Annotated in this window: 13 protein-coding genes; 7 read left to right on the forward strand and 6 right to left on the reverse strand. The window is 43.9% G+C overall.

Features of this window, described 5'->3' with window-relative positions; all coding sequences use genetic code 11:
- The first annotated feature begins 28 nt into the window (after positions 1 to 28).
- Positions 29 to 1,666, forward strand: coding sequence for an ABC1 kinase family protein (locus tag BMZ28_RS13010; RefSeq protein ID WP_047779554.1), 1,638 nt, complete (start codon positions 29 to 31; stop codon positions 1,664 to 1,666).
- Positions 1,667 to 1,705: 39 nt separating this feature from the next.
- Here the strand turns inward: BMZ28_RS13010 and alr are convergent, their stop codons facing one another.
- Both alr and BMZ28_RS13020 read right to left on the reverse strand, forming a co-directional pair.
- Positions 1,706 to 2,935: an alanine racemase gene (gene alr / locus BMZ28_RS13015; RefSeq protein ID WP_074823804.1), complete on the reverse strand. Its 1,230-nt coding sequence runs from the start codon at positions 2,933 to 2,935 to the stop codon at positions 1,706 to 1,708.
- 289 nt (positions 2,936 to 3,224) lie between these two features.
- Complete coding sequence (locus BMZ28_RS13020; protein WP_074823808.1) at positions 3,225 to 4,718, reverse strand: UxaA family hydrolase; 1,494 nt, start codon at positions 4,716 to 4,718, stop codon at positions 3,225 to 3,227.
- Positions 4,719 to 5,152: 434 nt separating this feature from the next.
- Here BMZ28_RS13020 and BMZ28_RS13025 point away from each other — a divergent pair, with 434 nt between their 5' ends.
- Positions 5,153 to 6,427 (forward strand): MFS transporter, encoded by a 1,275-nt coding sequence (locus BMZ28_RS13025; protein ID WP_047779557.1) that lies wholly within the window; start codon positions 5,153 to 5,155, stop codon positions 6,425 to 6,427.
- A 213-nt stretch (positions 6,428 to 6,640) separates the two neighbouring features.
- Complete coding sequence (gene exuR, locus BMZ28_RS13030) at positions 6,641 to 7,414, forward strand: transcriptional regulator ExuR (protein WP_074823811.1); 774 nt, start codon at positions 6,641 to 6,643, stop codon at positions 7,412 to 7,414.
- A 101-nt stretch (positions 7,415 to 7,515) separates the two neighbouring features.
- On the opposite strand, the gene pdxR is transcribed toward exuR, so the two are convergent.
- Positions 7,516 to 8,988, reverse strand: a complete 1,473-nt coding sequence (gene pdxR / locus BMZ28_RS13035; RefSeq protein ID WP_074823814.1) for a MocR-like pyridoxine biosynthesis transcription factor PdxR — start codon at positions 8,986 to 8,988, stop codon at positions 7,516 to 7,518.
- Between the two features lie 108 nt (positions 8,989 to 9,096).
- Here pdxR and BMZ28_RS13040 point away from each other — a divergent pair, with 108 nt between their 5' ends.
- On the forward strand, positions 9,097 to 9,555 hold the full coding sequence (locus tag BMZ28_RS13040; protein ID WP_074823817.1) for a GNAT family N-acetyltransferase: 459 nt from the start codon (positions 9,097 to 9,099) through the stop codon (positions 9,553 to 9,555).
- Positions 9,556 to 9,783: 228 nt separating this feature from the next.
- Here the strand turns inward: BMZ28_RS13040 and BMZ28_RS13045 are convergent, their stop codons facing one another.
- From BMZ28_RS13045 to BMZ28_RS13055, 3 genes are all read right to left on the reverse strand, one after another.
- Positions 9,784 to 10,467, reverse strand: coding sequence for a hypothetical protein (locus BMZ28_RS13045; RefSeq protein WP_074823820.1), 684 nt, complete (start codon positions 10,465 to 10,467; stop codon positions 9,784 to 9,786).
- 112 nt (positions 10,468 to 10,579) lie between these two features.
- Complete coding sequence (metC, locus tag BMZ28_RS13050) at positions 10,580 to 11,764, reverse strand: cystathionine beta-lyase (protein WP_074823823.1); 1,185 nt, start codon at positions 11,762 to 11,764, stop codon at positions 10,580 to 10,582.
- 95 nt (positions 11,765 to 11,859) lie between these two features.
- Entirely contained in the window at positions 11,860 to 13,047 is a 1,188-nt protein-coding gene (locus tag BMZ28_RS13055) for an amino acid permease (RefSeq protein WP_235432646.1), read from the reverse strand.
- 347 nt (positions 13,048 to 13,394) lie between these two features.
- Here BMZ28_RS13055 and BMZ28_RS13060 point away from each other — a divergent pair, with 347 nt between their 5' ends.
- The 3 genes from BMZ28_RS13060 to BMZ28_RS13070 all read left to right on the forward strand — a co-directional run bounded on the left by BMZ28_RS13060 (position 13,395) and on the right by BMZ28_RS13070 (position 18,731).
- Positions 13,395 to 14,327: a LysR family transcriptional regulator gene (locus BMZ28_RS13060; protein WP_047779564.1), complete on the forward strand. Its 933-nt coding sequence runs from the start codon at positions 13,395 to 13,397 to the stop codon at positions 14,325 to 14,327.
- Between the two features lie 877 nt (positions 14,328 to 15,204).
- Entirely contained in the window at positions 15,205 to 17,226 is a 2,022-nt protein-coding gene (locus tag BMZ28_RS13065; protein WP_074823826.1) for an EAL domain-containing protein, read from the forward strand.
- A gap of 239 nt (positions 17,227 to 17,465) precedes the next feature.
- On the forward strand, positions 17,466 to 18,731 hold the full coding sequence (locus BMZ28_RS13070; protein WP_047779566.1) for a dicarboxylate/amino acid:cation symporter: 1,266 nt from the start codon (positions 17,466 to 17,468) through the stop codon (positions 18,729 to 18,731).
- Positions 18,732 to 18,918 lie beyond the last annotated feature (187 nt).

Genomic DNA, 18,918 nt, shown 5'->3' on the forward strand with positions numbered 1-18,918 from the left:
TTAATCATGATTGAGCAACGGGTATGCTATGTTACTGAAAACGGTTTATGTCACTACCAGAGATCGGGTTCGATTAAAGGAAATAGGGCAGGTGTTGTTGAGCTACGGCCTGCAAGACTTAATTCGTATTTTGGGACTAAGCACTTTACTGGGCAACCCGCTTAATCCACAAAAGCCGGTTGAAAATCAGCCTCAGCAGTTGCGTAGAGCGCTGGAATCGTTAGGGCCGACGTTTGTAAAACTAGGACAGATTCTGGCTACGCGCGCCGATCTTTTAGATGAACGCTGGACCAGCGAGCTTGAAAAGTTGCATAGCAATGTGGCAACTCTACCGTGGCAGGATATTTGCCAGCGGGTTTCCGATTCCCTTGGCGCATCTCCCGATGAAGTATTCGCAGAATTTTGCACTACGCCGTTGGCGGCGGCATCAATGGCGCAGGTTTATCGTGCCCGGTTACATAGCGGCGAAGAGGTGGTGATCAAAGTTCTGCGCCCCGGGCTGGAGAAAACCATCAATGCCGATTTGCGTTTATTAGCTTGGCTGGCGGAGGTTATTGAACAGCAGAGTCCAGAGTTGGCGCGCTTTCATCCATTACAGCTGGTACGGCAGCTCTCTACCGCGTTGCATCATGAGTTGGATCTCAATCACGAAGCTTCTAATACCCAATATTTTGCCCAGAATTTTGAGCAGCGTCCGAATATTGTCATTCCACGCATTTGGCCTGAATACTCTTCTTCCTGCCTATTGGTTCAGGAATATATTCCCGGTATCAAACCGAGCAGTGCTGAACAGTTGGCTCAGTCTGGTTTTGACGGCCCGCTTTTGGCTAAGCGAGGTGCTGAGGCGTTTATGCAGATGGTGTTTGAAGATAGGCTGTACCACGCCGATCCTCATGCCGGTAATCTGATGGCTATTGGGGATAACCAAGTTGCTTTTATTGATTTTGGTATGGTGGGGCAGCTGTCTGCCCGCCGGCGTAATCAACTGCTGATGATGTTACGGGCGCTGGCTGAACGCGAGAGTGAAGGATTGGTGAGTACGCTGATTGGCTGGAGTGATGAAGGCGTACCGGATGCGGCCGTGCTGGAACTGGCGGCTCAGGACTTTTTTGATCGGCTCGGCCCCGGTGAGCTGCAACTGGGGAAAGCGCTGCTGACTATGTTGTCCACAGCTCGAGAGTATCAGCTGAATCTGCCGCCGGATTTAGTGTTGTTGTTTAAAGCGTTGATTACCGCTGATGGCGTGCTGCATCGCCTCGACCCAGACTTCGATATTATTCAGACGCTGGAACCGTTTTTGCGTAAAGAGATGGTGAAACATTACGGTTTAAAAGCTTCCCGTCAGCGAATGCGTAAAATCGGTCTGGGAATGATTGATGCTAGCGAAGACTTCCCTCAAACCTTAAGTTTACTGCTGCGTCGTTTACGACACGGTAAACCAAACGTTGATATTAACGTGAGTAATTTGCAGAGTTTGGCAAACTCGCTGGAGCGTAGTGCGATAACGTTAGCGATAGCCGTGGTGACGGGCGCTTTTGCGCTGGGAATTTCTCCGTGGCTGATTAGTTCATCGTGGACTATTTTTGGTATTCCGATATTTCAAACCGTGAGTATGCTGCTGGTGGCGGCGGGTATTTTTCTGCTGGTATTGAGGCTGCGGAAGTAGCATACCGATAACGGCATTTACCGTTATCGGTTAGTTTAATTAATCCACCAGAATGCGCTGATTGGTAGCGCCCCAAAGTATCGACATTTCGGTAAATAGTGCACCGCTAATGTCTTCGACTTCGGTCGCGGTGATTTCCGCTTGGTTCTGCTTGCCAAAAAATACCACTTCATCACCGGGCTGGACATTTTTTAGATCGGTAACATCAACCATAACGGTATTCATCGAGGTTTTACCGACAACGGGTACCCGCTGGCCCTGAATAAGCACATGGCCTGCATTGCTAAAGACGCGGCGATAGCCATCGGCATAGCCAACCGGGATATTCGCTAACATAGAATCACGCTTTAGGGTGTAAGTGCGATCGTAGCCAACGGTATTTCCTTTAGGGTAGTGATTCAGGGCGGCGATGTTGGACTTAAAGGTCATCACGCGCAGATAGTCGGTACTGGCAATAGTGTCACCATAGAACACCCCGCCGACGCGCACCGCATCAAGCCAGGATTCTGGCACAGTTAAAGTAGCAAACGTGTTAGCGACGTGTAGCGTCACGTCATTACGTTTAAGGCCGGTAATATCCAGAACCTGTTGCGCCTGAACCTTGAAGCGAGCGAGATCTTTACGCACTGCGGCCGGATCTTCCTCAGGATAATGCGACATAATACCGACAATTTTCAAATGGCTTAACTGTGAGATAGTTCGGGATTCATTAAGTCCATTGGCGTTGCCGACCTCTAGTCCATTACGTGACATACCGCCGGAGTTAAGTGCCAAGTGAATGCGCAGCGTTTTGCCCTGTTGGGCGGCGATGGCATCCAGACGTTTCGCCATATCCAGATTGCCGATCAGTTCTTCTACATCGTAGCTTGTCGCCTGCTTCATTTCTTCTTCGGTGGCAATTCTAACGCGCATCAGACGGCCGGTGAAACCCAGATCGCGTACGGTTTTCAGCTCCTGATTGCTCGCTACCCCAATACACTGCACATTGTTTTTCAGCATAATTGGCGTGACCAGTGAAATATCGTGTCCGTAGGCATCCCCTTTCAGAATGGCACACAGGGTCGATTTATTGCCCAGTAACTTTTGTACTTTCTGGATGTTGTATTCCAAAGCGCGCTGTGAAATTTCAATTCTGGCATTACTCACGACGGTGGATGAGTCTTGAGTGCTTGCTGAAGATAACTGAGTGGGTGTGACGCTGGTGGTCTGATGACAGGCAACCAGCGTTAATAGCGGTATTAACGCTAAATGGCGTAAACGCAACGACATGCTAACTCCTTAGCAAAGATAAAAGTGGAACCAATAGTATTTTGAATCTCATTATTCAGTTTGGACTGATGATAGATGCTTGCGCCGACGGATGTTGTCGTGACGTTTTCATATGTCAGCGCCATTCAATAAATGATAAATGGATCGCATTGTCAATCAGCCGATAGTAATAATCGTGAGAGGGGATAACTTGCTGAATTGAGAGGATTCACCTTAGTTAATATCTTTATGCTGCGGCTTGAGATAACCGGCTCGGGCTTATGCTACCGGCCGGAAGAATCTCAGAAGATTACAGGGTTACCCCTGATTTAAAGATGGCGAGTTCACGGATATTATTTACTTCATTGCGAGCCGGTTCACCTTGTGCAATTCGACTCAGCAATAAGAAAAATGCCGCAACTTGTTGGTCCATGGTGACGTCTTGCTGCAATATTTTACCGGCATCAAAGTCAATCCAGTGTTTTTTTCTGCTTGCCAGATCGCTGTTGGTGGCAATTTTTACCGTTGGCACAAATCCACCGTAGGGTGTTCCTCTACCGGTGGTAAACAGAACCATATGGCAGCCGGCGCCGGCCAAGGCACTGGTTGCAACTGCGTCATTCCCCGGTGCACTAAGAAGGTTTAATCCTTTTTTAGTTAAGCGTGCACCGTATGGTAAAACGTCGACCACCTGACTTTGACCCGCCTTTTGAGTACACCCTAACGATTTTTCCTCTAATGTGGTAATTCCGCCGACCTTATTTCCCGGTGAAGGGTTTTCATAGATAGGCTGGTTATGGGCAATAAAATATTGTTTGAACTGATTAATCATGGCGACGGTTTTATCAAAGGTCTGTTCATCCCGGCAGTGGCTCATTAATATTTGTTCCGCGCCAAACATTTCCGGGACTTCCGTTAATACCGTGGTTCCACCGTGCTTGATGATTTGATCTGAAAATACGCCCAGCAGAGGATTCGCCGTAATACCGGAAAAACCATCGGAGCCGCCACATTCCAGACCAAAGCGTAATTCACTTAACTTTCCTGAGGTTCTTTTATCATGGCGCATCGCTTCATACAATTGGTGTAATAGCCTGACGCCTTCTTCAATTTCATCATCGAATTTCTGGCTAATCATAAAGGCAACCCGCTGGGGATCGTAATCTCCTAGCGTTGCCTGAAATTCTTCCACCTGATTATTTTCACAGCCGAGCCCAATCACCAAGACCGCGCCCGCGTGGGGATGATGTACCATATTTTGCAGCAGTGTGCGGGTGTTTTGGTGGTCTTGTCCTAACTGAGAGCAGCCGTAAGGGTGGGTAAAAAGGTGTACGCCATCAATATCCGTCGCGCCGTGACTTTCCTGTAAAAAACGCTGCAATATTTGTTGGGCGATGCCGTTGACGCATCCTACCGTGGGTAAAATCCAGAGTTCATTACGGATAGCAACGTCTCCATTCTCCCGTCGATAAAGCGTTATGGCGTAGTCATCTGAGCGCTGAGGAATTTCAGACACGTTTGGCTGATATTGATAGTTATCGATTTCACCAAGGCCGGTAACCAGATTATGGCTATGGACGTGTTCTCCCGGATGGATTGTCTGGCGCGCATGTCCAATTGGGTGACCATATTTGAATACCGTATCGCCTTCGGCAAGTTCTTGCAGGGCAAATTTGTGACCAAGGGAAATCGCCTGTTTTAAGATCAGGTTGTTACCGTCTATCTCCAATTGCTCCCCTTCTGCCAGATTGCACAGTGCGACAGCAACGCTGTCCTGCCGATGAATTTTCATAAAACGCTGCATATTCACTTTATTATTCCTTGATTATCAATAATACATCTGGTCATGACAGGTCGGCGCTACGGTTCCTATTTGATACGTTTTTTGCTTATGTTGTTATACCAATTAGGTAAGTTTAGATCATGTGTACGGTGCTGGCAATGGCGTATATAACCTGTTTCTTTTTCTGTTAATGTCTTGGTATCAGCCTCTTCTTTGGTTATTAACGTCATTTTTATATTATTTCCATATCGAGAATTATATTGTGAGGTATGTCAACTTTATTATTGGTATGACAAGTTATGATGATTTTTCCGTTTAATGGTCGATGACTTTTTCATGGCAAGGGGAAAAGCGCGCTCATTGGTTAGGAACGGGACACCACATTCATTCTGAATCTGTTTCAGCACAAGAAATGTCACCAATAGGGCGCTGTCCTACCTTTGAGGGAAGAGAAGATGGTAAGAAAAAAAAAGAGTAAGGTTCGGTTTCATATCGCCATCCTGATGTTAATGGCGACGGTAGTAAATTATCTGGATCGTACCGTTATGTCTGCCGCCGCTCCGGTTATTGAAAAAGATTTACAGCTCAGCGCTGAAGCGATGGGGTGGATTATGTCCGCTTTCTTTTTCAGCTACGCCTTGTTCCAGATTCCGTCTGGTTTTCTGGCAGACCGTATTGGACAAAGAAAAACGCTGGCGGCATCCGTTGTCTGGTGGTCACTGGCAACCATGGCAACAGGATTAGCCAGAACGCCGTTTGCGTTTATTTCCGCTCGAATTTTTATGGGGATTGGTGAAGCAGGTGCTTATCCTTGTAACAGCGGGATTACGGCTAAGTGGTTTCCCGATCGGGAGCGAGGCCGCGTTACGGCGCTGTTTGATAGTGGCTCCAAATTTGGTACCGCGTTCGCGATGCCGATCGTTGTCTGGGCTATCGCCACTTGGGGTTGGCATGCCGCTTTTTACATTTGTGGCGGATTGGGACTACTGTGGACCGTTTGGTGGTTAGCGGTATACCGTGAGCCGGAAGACCATCCGACCATTAGCGAGGAAGAACTTAACTATATTCGTGACGGTCAGGCGAAGAAAGAGGGTATCGATAAGAGTATGCCAATGAAGTGGTATAAGCTGTTCGGCTACCGCAACGTTATTGCAATGTGCTCCGGTTTCTTTATGTTGAACTACGCCATCTTCTTTTTCATCACTTGGTTCCCGAGCTATTTGATGAACGAAAGAGGGATGAGTCTGTCAGAAATGGGATTTGCCGCGATGTTACCGCCGTTGGCCGGTATTTTCGGTCAATATCTGGGTGGATGGTTTACCGATTTCGTGTACAACAAAACCAATAATCTCAACATGGCACGTAAAATTAATCTGGTCGGCGGAATGCTGTTAGCCACCAGTATTTCTTTTGCCGGTTTGGTTGAGTCCACCTCGGTCATGCTAGGGTTGCTGTGCCTTTCTTATGCGGCATTGGCGTTCGCTGCATCAGCACTTTGGTGCCTGCCTGGTGATGTTGCTCCTCGTAATATGACTTCTCTGCTGGGTGGAATGCAAAATGCGGTCGCTAACTGCGGTGGTATTCTGGGGCCGATTGTGACCGGTTATATTATCTCCAGTACCGGTTCTTTTGTTCCTGCTCTGGTGGTGTCTGGCGGTGCTTGTTTATTGGGTGCCTTGATCTATCTCTTCGTCCTCAAAGACATTAAGCCTATCGTGGTTGAAGAGTAAACTTGCTGGGCAAAGTGGCTGCTCGCTGGAAAGAAGCCGCCACTTTTGCCACTGACCCGCCTTTTATTCCATCATTCCTTTGCCTAATGACCGTTAATTGTTTAATCATCAATACTATTTATTTTTACTGTAACGTTCGGAAAACAGATATACTCCAGCTGTTTGTGTACCGTTTTAATTGGCGGTATATGTCATCTGTATGGAGAGTTGTTGGTGGAAGTCAATGAGTCGCCCCGTCTGTATCAGCAAATTGCTGCGGAGTTAAAAAAGCGTCTGGAGCACGGAATTTATCACATTGGCGATAAGTTACCCGCAGAGCGCCTGCTTTCTGAAGAGATGAACGTCAGCAGAACCGTGGTTCGGGAAGCGCTCATTATGCTGGAAGTGGAAGGCTATGTGGATGTACGTAAAGGATCGGGCATTCATGTTATTGCTAATCAGCCGAAAAAGGTGCTTGAATCCGCCTCTCCTCTGGAATTTGCCCGTTTTGGCCCATTTGAACTGTTGCAGGCTCGTCAACTGATTGAGAGCAATATTGCCGAGTTTGCCGCTACTCAAGTGACTCGTCAGGACATTGTGGATTTAGTCGAAATACAGCAACAGGCACAGAAAGAAGATCGCTTTCGTGATTCTGAGTGGGATTTTCAGTTTCACGTCAGAATTGCCAGGATTACCCACAATAATGCCTTGATCAGTATTGTTGAAAGGATGTGGAGTCAGCGCTTACAGAATCCCTATTGGTTAAAACTCCATGAGCATGTTCAGGTTGATGCAATCAACAGCTGGTGTGAAGACCATGAAAAAATTTTGCAGGCGTTAATCAATCAAAATCCGGCAGAATGTAAGCTGGCCATGTGGCAACATTTGGAAAATACCAAGCAGATGTTGTTTGATGCCACGGCAAATGATTTTGAGTTTAATGTCGATCGCTTTATGTTTGCTGAAAACCCAGTGGTTTATCGAGATTTTTCCCCGCTGAAAAAATAAGCGATACTTTCTCACTGTACTCGTACAGAGTCTGAAAACGTTGCGTTTAACTCATTGGCGTTAACTGAGTGGCTAATGCCAATAGCTTCCGTACCAGAAATCTAAGGAATTATTTGCGCCAGCTTGCGTATGCCTTCCACTAACTCTGATGGTGGATGAGCAGCAAAACCTAACAGGATAGCCTGTTTTATACTGTCAGTTTGGCAGTAGCGGGAAAGCGGCTGTACCCCGAGTCCAATTTCACGGCATTTGGCGACAATATCCGATTCTGTTAAATGCTCAGCTAACCAGCAGACAATATGGATTCCTGAATCAGACGGTTCAATCTGAAAACTGTCGGGAAGATATAATTGAATGGCCTCTATTAATGCGCTTTGACGTTCGTAGCAGGCTTTTCTGACCCGCCTGACATGTCGTGCATAGTGGCCATCAGAGATAAAGGCGGCAAGTGTCACTTGTTCTAAATATGATGTCCGCGTGTCGGCATAATATTTGGCCAGTTTGAAGGGTTCAATCAAACTCTTGGGTATAACCAGAAACCCTAAGCGAAATTCAGGAAACATCATTTTTGAAAATGTTCCGGCATAGATAACACGCTCTCGCTGATCTAACCCTTGAAGTGCTTGTATCGGTTGTGCGGCATACCTGAATTCACTATTGTAATCATCTTCAAAAATCCAGACGTTATTTTCGGCAGCCCAGTCAAGTAAGGCTATTCGCCTTGATAAGCTTAGCGTTCCACCAAGAGGAAATTGATGGGATGGCGCGGTAAAAATCATTTTTGCATTTGGCCAGTGTCTGATGCCGTAGGCAATATCCATGCCGTATTTATCACTAACGACGGGGCGGATTTTGGCACCGTTGGCGGTAAAGGCTCCTAAAGCACCGTCATATCCAGGCTCATCCAGCCAAATCTCATCACCTTGTTGCAAAAGAACGTGTGCCGTCAAATTCATTGCCTGTTGAGTACCATTGACAATCAGAATTTGATCTTCAGTACAATTTAACCCTCGGGTAGTTTTAACATAGTCAGATATCGCTTGCCTTAAGGGCCTAAACCCGAAAGGTTCATTGACCTGTCCAATCAATCTGCGAAATTGCCGCCAGCTTCGTCCGAGCAGCCTTCCCCAAAGATCATGGGGAAATAAATCGGTGCATCCGACGCCAATGCTAAAGATTCGATTCTGTTCCACATGGGGTAAGGCTTTATGCCAAATGGAGAACATTTCCTTGATCTGCGGGTTAATATTCAAGTCTGAAAGCTGTTCTTCCGTATGCTGATGTTGAGAGGTTGCCTGTATATGAATCATTTCATCAGGAATGTTGTGTGAAACATAGGTTCCGGAGCCTTTTTTAGCAATTAGATAGCCTTCATCAATCAGGCGCTCTAGGCCGGCGATAACTGAATTTCTGGAAATAGACATCAGTTCAGAAAAGGCTCTGCTGGAGGGAAGTTTAGCACCCGCTTTTAATTGCCCATTGAGGATGACTTCCTTGAGAGCATCATGAAACCGATCTTTAATTTTTCCTTTTTTAAGTAATAAATGAGGAAAATGAGCATCGTGTTTTTTCATTATAAAAGTGGCACCTTTAAATATCTGTAAAGTGTATCTTATATAGGTACCACTGTGGGGGCTATGATTCAACCTCTTGGCGTTTATCCATAAATGTAAGAGGTTAATATGAGTGATAACCAGCTGATTATTTCAGTGAATTTAGTGCAAGAAGATGATTACCCGCAGTGGTTGCCCTATTGGTTAAGCTATCAGAAATTTTATCAAGTTCAGCTGCCAGAAGAGACAACATTAGCAGCATGGAAGCGTTTCTTTGATGCGGATATCCCGATGTATTGCGCCGTCGCTAAAGAAGGCCAAAAAATCTTAGGTTTTGTCCACTATGTTTTTCACGGTTCCACTTGGGCGGTTAATGACTTCTGTTATCTGGAAGACCTGTTTGTTGCCCCGGAGGCCAGAGGTAAGCATATTGGTAAGCGTTTGATTGAGTATGTGAAACAGCAGGCCCTAGCCCGTCAATGTGCCCGTTTATATTGGCACACTCAGGAAAGCAATTTAAACGCACATCGGTTGTATGACTGGGTTGGAGAAAAACCGGGCGTTATTGAATACAGAATGCCTCTTTAAATTCCATGAGTATTTAAAGATAACGTGTTGAAGTAACATAGAAATATTGGCTGCTCTAAACCCGTATTGTACGGATTGCTAGTGCGGGATTAGGGCATCTATTTTTAGATCAGCTTTTTGACCTAAAAATATGCACGGGGTTAACGTGGGTTTATTACCTTTAACGCAGGTCAATCATCGTTTGAATTGCGTTAGTAGGCTTCCCGCTATATTTCAGTCACACATCACCTATATTCTTTTATGATGTCGAATGATCTCATTAAATATCCATGTATTATAACCATTTATGGTGTATTCAAGATAATCCTCATCGGTTTTATATTTGCTAAATATTTTCCCTTGCATGTAGATATTGACATTAAAACTGAATATTTTGGTTTTAATCGGATTATTGATTTTATTGATAATATTGGTTATCTCAATGGATTCATTAGAGTTAAACCAGCAGGTTGATATGATTTTACTCTGTAGTTTTTCCAGCGTGATGCGGCCATCATAGAGGGTACGCGATCGCGGTAGCTCTATTTTTTGTAAATTCAGGTTATCAATAAAAAACTCAATAAGGGGGAGATTACGCCATTGGTCACTGATCAGCGTTAATTCTATATTTGTTTCTCTTTCCGGTGATTTTATAATAAATGTTCGATCAGATTGTAGGTACTGAGTAAACATACTGGACGGCGTATCTTGGCTATTCGGACCAGACCGTTTTTGGTGGATGATATGTTCATCGCTAGCCAGTTCTATGACATTTGAGTGTCGCAGAGAGACTTGAGCATGCTCAAAGTCTCTATAACCTGATTGTTGGGCTGCTTTATCTAATGCGTCATATTGTGGAGTATGACAATCGGTTTCGATGGTTTGGGCCAAGCGCTGAATGCCGGCCAATGTCGTCAGTTTGCTGGATATCATAGTTTTTTCCTTTACTTTAACGAATATCAGCTTTCTTTAATCCTAAATATGTACTGGTATCACAATGGGCTGTCGGGTTAGTGCATTCATGCTTGGCGATGTAAATGTTGGGTTAACTGTTCATGTTCATACGAGAAAAGCCCTCATCTAAGTCTTTTTTCAGATCCTCCATATCTTCTAATCCAATTTGCAGACGTAGGCTAAAGCCCTCAGGTTTCCATTGAGTGACTGTTCGATAATCTGTGCAGTTAAATGGAATAATTAAACTTTCATATCCACCCCACGAGAATCCCATGCTGAAAACGGACATGTTATCTAACATGTTAGCGACATCTGATTTAGTGAACTGCTCGTTGAGGATGATGGAAAATAGGCCGGAGGAGCCAAGAAAATCCCGTTTCCAGTTCTCATGTCCTGGGCAATCGTCAAAGGCTGGGTGGAGTACCTTTTGGACTTCTGGTCGTGCTTTCAGCCAGGCAGCCATTTCAAGGCCGCGTCTCTCCGCTTCTTTTAAACGCAGGTGCATGGTGCGCAGGCCGCGCAGAGCGAGAATACAGTCGTCAGCGCCGGGTAACATCGCCATATAATCATAGGTGGCGCGTAACTCTGGCCAGCACGCCTCATTAGCGGAAACCATGCCTAATAGAATGTCAGAATGTCCACCGAGATATTTTGTGCCGGCTTCCACTGAGAGGTCGATACCGTGTTCGTGTGCCCTGAAGAAGATAGGCGTTGCCCAGGTATTATCAATAATGGTTTTAATACCATGTTTTTTAGCAACTTTTACAATAGCGGGCACATCCTGTACTTCAAAACTTTGTGAGCCGGGGGCTTCCAGAAAGATAGTACTGGTATTTGGCTTAATCAGTTTTTCAATATCGCCGCCAATCATTGGGTCGTAGTAGGTTGTTTCGACACCATATTTTGCCAGCAGGTTGTTACAAAAATTACGAGTTGGCCGATAGGTGCAGTCAGGCATCAGCAAATGATCCCCGGCTTTGGTGGTGGTAAATATCGCGAGAGTGATGGCTCCAAGCCCTGACGGTGACATTACGGTGCCCGCTGCGCCTGCCAGTTGAGTCCAGGCGCTTTCCAGATTGGCAATCGTTGGCGAACCCGTGGTGCCATAAGAAAAACGGGCTCGTTTCTGTTCAATGTCTTCCAACGTATTATAAATAATGGTTGAGCCTTTATAGAGCGGAGCATTGACGAACCCATATTGCTCAGCGGGATCTCTCCCTAGCTGAGTCAGTTGGGTGCTGATGTTAAACTTAGAAATATCCTTATTAGATGTCATGATCTTCTCCACACACTCTGGGTTATTGTTACATTCGAGCTAAACTTTTTCGGGATAACATTGGGCTATCTCGTACTTTCTATTACCTGCTGACACTATTCGAAAAATTTAAAGAACGGAGATGCGCACAGCATTAAACCGATCAATATGATGTAGTAGATACCAAGACCTTTGTATTTTCGTAGAGCAGGTACCCGGTACACCAAGTAACATGGAATAAGGCAAGATACGATGCCGTATACCGGTGCGCCAATCTGCTGGAGCAGTAAAATTGGGAAGCGGGTCGACACCCAAGCCCATAGCAGCAGAATGATAAAGACGGATACGCCGATGGTCAGAACCTTTGCATTAATCTTTTCTTTCGCAATAAAGCGGGTTGCAATATTGACGATAATGCCTTTGATGGCTTCCTGAAAGCCGAGGAAAATGCCAAAAAATGCGGTCAGAATGGCAAAAATGTTAAGTACAGCGGTCATGATTTTGACCACGTTGCCAGGAATGACCTGAGCAGCAATCGCCATTGCAGAAATATTATTACGTGCCGCTTCAACGGCCTGTTCATGGCTCAGAGCGAAAGTGAATGAAAAAGCAAAAAAGATCACCGATACGGCTAAAATGATGTAGGCAATTCGATTGGTACGAATGGCGCGATAGGTGGCTCGTCGTGGGTCAGATTCCACCTTACGATAAGCAATATTCATTGGGCTCAGTATCTGAACAAACAAAATAGAGAACAGGGTAAATGGTAGCGTGAGTACCGCATCTCTGAGTAGTGGCAATATGTCAGGGAAAGCCCCAATATTGTTAAAGTCCCAATAGGGGATCATGACAAATCCAAGCAGCACAACAATGGCAAGCTTAACGATGACCATTGGCCCTGAGATTCTAAACAGCAGCTTTTCGCCTTGTGAAGCGATAATCACCAAGATGGTGAGTACCAGGAGTCCATACCAAAGGTAGTCTGATAGCAGTATGGAGCTTAAACCATAGGTGTGAAAGTAGGATGCGCTGTCAAAGGTGACCGCCAGCGAATAGGTCAGCATCCCTTTCAATAACATAATGAAGTAAGCAATACCGAGAAATACTCCCCAGTTGGCACCTAAATATTGTGTAATAACGCTTGAATAATCTTCACATTCAGGACTTTCAGATAATGTTTTTAAATATAATTCTTGTAGTAAATAAATTGCGGGATAAGCAAGAATTAGCGATAAGGTAAATACCCAAATTCCTTTCAGGCCAATTTGTACAGGTAAAAAAACAATTCCTCCACCTATAGCCATGCCAATACATAAAATAACCCATCCCATATCATATTTAGTGAATGGAATAGCACGAAAATTATTATTATGTTGTTCCTGCCCTGTAATATTTTTATCCATGATTCATCCCTAATTTTACAGCTAAGATTTATCTTATAGTTGTATTGAAATCGCGATAGTTTCTATATTGCTTGGGTTATTAATAGAATAATATGAATATTTTAATCATGATGTATGACGTAATTCACAAAAGCAGCGAAAATTGCGCTGCTTTATAGTGATAGTATCTATTTTACTTTGATTACAACGTGATCTCTATGCATTGCCAAAGGATATTTATTAAAAACAGTTGTGAGGGAAAGTAAAATATGAATCCGAATATTTCTTTAAAGCAGCTGCAAATTTTCACCAAGGTGGTCTATTACGGTGGAATATCTGAAGCGGCGGTGAAAATGAATTTGTCGGCTTCCGCCGTCAGTAAAAGCCTGAGCTTGCTGGAGGCTAATCTGGGCGTACAGTTAATACAGAGAACCACCAGAAATACTTGTACCACAAAGGTTGGTGATGATTTTTATGCCAAAATAGTAAAAATACTGTCAGATTTGGAAGATTCAGTCGACACCGTGAGTTACGACAATAATGAACCTCGCGGTGAGATAAGGGTAACGTGTTCTTTGGCGTTAGGTACGGCCCATTTAATGCACATCTTCTCTGAATATCGTAAGAAATATTCGAAAGTCAGACTGATTGTGGATTTGAGCGATAAGTTCGTTAACCTGAATGAAGGCCAGTTCGATTTGGCATTAAGAATTGTTAAAAAACCGCCAGAAAATTATGCTATGCGTGAATTGGCGCCAATTAATTGGGTGTATTGCGCCAGCGCTGAGTATTTGAAAAATCGAGGAGTTCCGGCCAGTATTCGAGATTTAAAAGACCATGATTGTCTGGTTTATCCAGGGATTGAGTCCGCCTGGTATTATCTTGACGATAACGGCGAAAAACAGCTGGTAAAGAGCCAACAGGAGCCGATACAGGCTAATAGTAGTTTGGTTTTGCTTGAAGCAGCGCTACGTTCTCAAGGGATTGCTTATTTGCCCACTTATTTATTGGGTAAACATATTGAAAATGGTGATTTAATTCCGTTACTTAAACCTAATTTGGGCAATGGAGGGCACCATCTTTATGCTCTTTATGTCCCGTGTCGATATGTGGATTATAATATCAGAACGTTCGTTGATTTTATTTACGATTGGGTGAATCCGGTTCCTTGGGATAACTGGACATCGGTAAATAAGAGATAGGCGTGTCTTTTTAATGATGTTTTTAAATTAATGATTAGATAATTATTTTATTTTTCTTGTTTCTTATAAATAGAAACTATGGATATCTCTATTTTCAGAGTAAGAATAATAAATCAGAAATGTTAATGTTAATTTCTTAACACGGATTTTCTTTCAAAATATGATACCCAAGTATTAAATTGATTGTTAGGGTGATTTTAAAAGAGGGGGTAAATTTTATTTTTTCTATTCACTAAGGCTAAGTTATATCTCTGGTTAATCAGATTAAAATTTCCGATTGTTGGTTAATCATTGGGTATTACATTCAATGAATATGAATGATGTTTTATCAAGCATATTATTGCGAATTAGGTACTCGATTTGCGTGTTCAGCATTTAGTTGAATATAAAGTTTATTCTGATATTTCATCATCCAGTAGCCGATATTTTTTAATATCGCTGACTTTTAGCTGATTCTGAGTGAGGTTCAGCCAGAATAACGCTTATGGGTGCTTGAGGTAGCGATATCGTTTAAATCGGCGGAGGACATTTTCTTTAGCATCAGTATTGCGCTATGTTTAGATCTCAACATGACCAACACTTTTTGCTTGATGTATATCGTTTAGCGAAAAAGTTATCCAAACTATAAAATTAGCTTCCGACCATTTTTACCAGTGTTCGCAGTACGGCTAACCTTTAGTGTCGCAAATTTAACTGCATGATGGCTGCATTTCTCTTTTTTAGCCCTGCTTGTGGTGTTTTATGCTGATTTTAAATGATAAAAAATTTTCGGTGAACTAGGTTAGAAAAAAACGGACGGTTATCGTTATAATATTTTAATATTAATGGTAAATTTGAATGTATTGCTTATTTAATTAGCTAATCTGGAGATAAAAGTTTGTTGGTAAAGCGTTCGCTAACAATTAAACAAATGTCGTTGGTAACGATTGTTGCCGTGGCGACAATCTGTATTTTTGTTGTGATACAAATGTTTGATTTTGTTCAGCAACGCAAACAGGATTACCTGATTCAGTTAGATAACATCGGTTATTCGGTTGCTGAGCCGCTGGAAAGAGACCTGTGGAATCGCAATTTGGAAGAGATACAGAACACGCTGGATGGCTTGATTGATGTTGGTTGGCTTAGCAAAGCGAATCTGCTGGTCAACGGGGAGATCATTCATTTATATAGCTTTCGAAAGTCGAATGACCGCGCTCCAACGTTCTTTGCTTCGATGTTGGGATTACCCATTAGCGCGCGGATGCCTCTTTATTCCCCCGAATATCGCTCGACAGATTCCAAACCAATGGGGTATTTGATATTAGAAGCGGATTCTTACCAGTTATATCAAGCTTCTCTGCATAAATTTGCTACCGTATTGGTGACCTATTTATTACTTGCTTTGATGCTCTCGATTGCTATCAGCTGGTGCCTCAATCGCTTATTGGTTTATCCACTGCGTGCCATTGCCGAAGACTTACGTACTTTGCCATCCGGCGTTATTCAGTACCATCAGCTTACCTTACCTCTGCGACATCAAGATGATGAATTGGGTATGTTGGTGCGAAATTATAATCGTAATCAACAGGCGTTGGCTAAGGCGCATAACCAGTTAAGTCGTCTAAGTACCCGAGATCCGGTCACGGATTTACCCAATTACACACTGTTTCAGGAATTGCTTAAACAGCAGATAGCCAATAGCTGTCTGACTAAGACCTCGTTCAGTCTGTTGTTTATCAATCTAGATTCCCTCAAGGATGTGTTTCAGGCGTTAGGGCCGGAGCGGGCTAACCAACATCTGGTGGAGATTATTGGGCGTATTCAACCAGTATTAAGCCATCATACGGTACTGGCGAGACTGCACGGTGAAGAGCTAGCGATATTAAGTAAATTCAGTGCCGCACCTCTGCAGGCGATGCAACTGGCTAAACGTCTGGTAGAGCTTGTTGAGTTACCCCTTGATGTTGATGAGTTTCATCTATTACCCGAGCTCAGTATTGGGATTGTTCAATATCCGAATGATGGTGAAGATGCGGATGAATTGCTTAGCCATGCTCAGTCGGCAATGCTGTTGGCTCAGCGGCGAGGGAAAAACCAAATCCAGTTCTTTGAACCTAATATGACCAATGAGGTTCAGCAGCGTTTAAAGATGAAAGGGGAAATTATTCGCGGCCTTAAGGAGAATCAGTTTCAGCTTTATTTACAACCTCAGGTTGATATTGCTACTGGCATTCCCTGCGGTGCTGAAGCATTGCTGCGCTGGCATTATTCTGCGGACGAGATCCGTTATCCGCTGGAGTTTATTCCTTTAGCTGAAGAGGCTGAACTGATCCTACCCTTGGGTCGTTGGGTATTGGAAGAGGCCTGTAGCATATTGAGCCGTTGGAAGCAGCAGGGCATTTCTCTGATCTTGTCGGTTAATCTCTCTGCTCTTCAACTGCAACAGGTCGATCTTATTGATCAACTGAAAGCGTTAGTTGAGCGTTACGATTTTGAGCCGGCCAAGCTCACGCTGGAATTAACGGAAACCGCGCATATCTACGATTTAGCGGAAGTGCTGCCAACGTTGATGAAAATACGTGAATTAGGCATATCTATCGCGTTGGATGATTTTGGTACCGGTTACAGTAATCTGAATTATTTGCGGCATTTACCGGTTGATGAGCTCAAAATTGATAAAAGTTTTATTGATGGTCTGCCTGAAGAGGGTGAACTGGTTAAAATTGTTAGTTCCGTCGCTCAGGTTTTATCCCTGAAGCTGGTAGTCGAGGGGGTAGAGACTCAGGCTCAGATCGATTGGTTACTGGCTCATGATATTCATATTGCTCAAGGATATTTATTTTCCCCAGCTATACCCTATAAAAAGTTTCAGGAAAAGTACCTGTCAGATTACTCTGAACCGCCAACTGATATTCTCTGAATCTAGCGGTATATCAGCGATTCCCCAGTAAATAGCCTGGAAGTTAATCGATTGCTTATGTGGTAATGAAATAACCAAGTTTTGGTCATAAAGTACCTAAAGCCCGCGTCTGTGATGCGATCCAGTTCATATTTCTGATTTTTCCCTATTGTTTCTTTAATAATTTAATATCCATAGTGTTAATTGGGTGTTATTTTCCTGCGCCTGTACCGTGTTGCTAATAAAAATAAGGAAGCATCATGAAATTGAGTATTTTTAAATCGCTATATATTCAGGTTTTATTCGCAATAACGGTTGGGGTACTGTTGGGGCATTTTTATCCTGAGATTGGCGCATCAATGAAGCCGTTAGGTGATGGTTTCATTAAATTAATTAAAATGATTATCGCACCAATTATCTTTTGTACCGTGGTGACGGGTATTGCCGGTATGGAGAACATGAAAGCGGTCGGTCGTACCGGCGGCATCGCGTTACTCTATTTTGAAATTGTCAGTACATTAGCGTTGCTGATTGGTTTAATCGTGGTTAACGTGGTGAAGCCTGGGGCAGGCATGAACGTTGACGCAAGCCAGTTAGATGCCAGTGCGGTAGCGGCTTATGCCGATGCGGCTAAGTCTCAGGGCATTATACCGTTCTTACTGGATATCATTCCTGGTAGCGTGATCGGTGCGTTTGCTAGCGGCAATATTCTTCAAGTGCTGCTGTTTGCTGTGCTGTTTGGTTTTGCTCTGCATCGTTTGGGTGAGAAAGGCCAAATGGTGTTTAACGTGATCGATAGCTTCTCCCGCGTCATTTTCGGCATTATCAATATGATTATGCGTTTGGCGCCGATTGGTGCATTCGGGGCAATGGCCTTTACCATCGGTAAATATGGTGTCGGTTCTCTGGTGCAGTTAGGGCAACTGATTCTGTGCTTCTACTTAACCTGCGTGCTGTTTATTGTGTTTGTGGTGGGAGCTATCGCCAGAGGCTTCGGTTTCAATATCTTTAAATTTATCCGCTATATCAAAGAAGAGTTGCTCATCGTTCTGGGAACCTCTTCTTCTGAGTCCGTTCTGCCAAGAATGTTGGATAAGATGGAGCGTTTGGGCTGTAAGAAATCCGTTGTGGGTCTGGTTATTCCAACCGGCTACTCTTTCAACCTTGATGGCACGTCGATTTATTTGACCATGGCCGCGATATTTATCGCTCAGGCGACCAATACGGAGATGAGCATACTCAATCAGATTACGCTGCTGGTGGTGTTATTGCTTTCATCGAAAGGGGCTGCCGGCGTTACTGGAAGCGGCTTTATCGTTTTGGCGGCAACCATTTCAGCGGTTGGCCATCTGCCATTAGCCGGATTGGCATTAATTCTGGGTATTGACCGCTTTATGTCAGAAGCTCGAGCATTAACCAATCTGATTGGTAATGGTGTAGCAACTGTTGTTGTGGCTAAGTGGTGTCGTCAGTTGGATGAAGAGAAACTCCAGTCCGAACTGAATAATCCAGGAAAAGAGGCTTAATAGACCGTTGTATAACTAGAATCGTTCAATTTATAACCATCTGTTCCTCCATTATATCCCGGTAGCTTGCTGCTGCCGGGATTCTCTGCATAATGTCACTATTGCAAGTTAGCCATCAGTTTTATCATTAAAATAGTAGTAGCATAACGTGATATCTCGACAGCCTGCTTTTTCAATAAAAAAACGT

Source organism: Pragia fontium DSM 5563 = ATCC 49100 (assembly GCF_900112475.1).
GTDB classification, from domain to species: Bacteria; Pseudomonadota; Gammaproteobacteria; order Enterobacterales; family Enterobacteriaceae; genus Pragia; species Pragia fontium.

Excerpts from the sequence above, each read along its gene's own strand:
- BMZ28_RS13045 (WP_074823820.1), bottom strand. The coding sequence starts at position 10,467 with ATGATATCCAGCAAACTGACGACATTGGCCGGCATTCAGCGCTTGGCC.
- BMZ28_RS13025 (WP_047779557.1), top strand. The coding sequence starts at position 5,153 with ATGGTAAGAAAAAAAAAGAGTAAGGTTCGGTTTCATATCGCCATCCTG.
- metC (WP_074823823.1), bottom strand. The coding sequence starts at position 11,764 with ATGACATCTAATAAGGATATTTCTAAGTTTAACATCAGCACCCAACTG.
- pdxR (WP_074823814.1), bottom strand. The coding sequence starts at position 8,988 with ATGAAAAAACACGATGCTCATTTTCCTCATTTATTACTTAAAAAAGGA.
- BMZ28_RS13020 (WP_074823808.1), bottom strand. The coding sequence starts at position 4,718 with ATGCAGCGTTTTATGAAAATTCATCGGCAGGACAGCGTTGCTGTCGCA.
- BMZ28_RS13060 (WP_047779564.1), top strand. The coding sequence starts at position 13,395 with ATGAATCCGAATATTTCTTTAAAGCAGCTGCAAATTTTCACCAAGGTG.
- BMZ28_RS13055 (WP_235432646.1), bottom strand. The coding sequence starts at position 13,047 with ATGGCTATAGGTGGAGGAATTGTTTTTTTACCTGTACAAATTGGCCTG.
- BMZ28_RS13010 (WP_047779554.1), top strand. The coding sequence starts at position 29 with ATGTTACTGAAAACGGTTTATGTCACTACCAGAGATCGGGTTCGATTA.
- BMZ28_RS13040 (WP_074823817.1), top strand. The coding sequence starts at position 9,097 with ATGAGTGATAACCAGCTGATTATTTCAGTGAATTTAGTGCAAGAAGAT.
- alr (WP_074823804.1), bottom strand. The coding sequence starts at position 2,935 with ATGTCGTTGCGTTTACGCCATTTAGCGTTAATACCGCTATTAACGCTG.
- BMZ28_RS13070 (WP_047779566.1), top strand. The coding sequence starts at position 17,466 with ATGAAATTGAGTATTTTTAAATCGCTATATATTCAGGTTTTATTCGCA.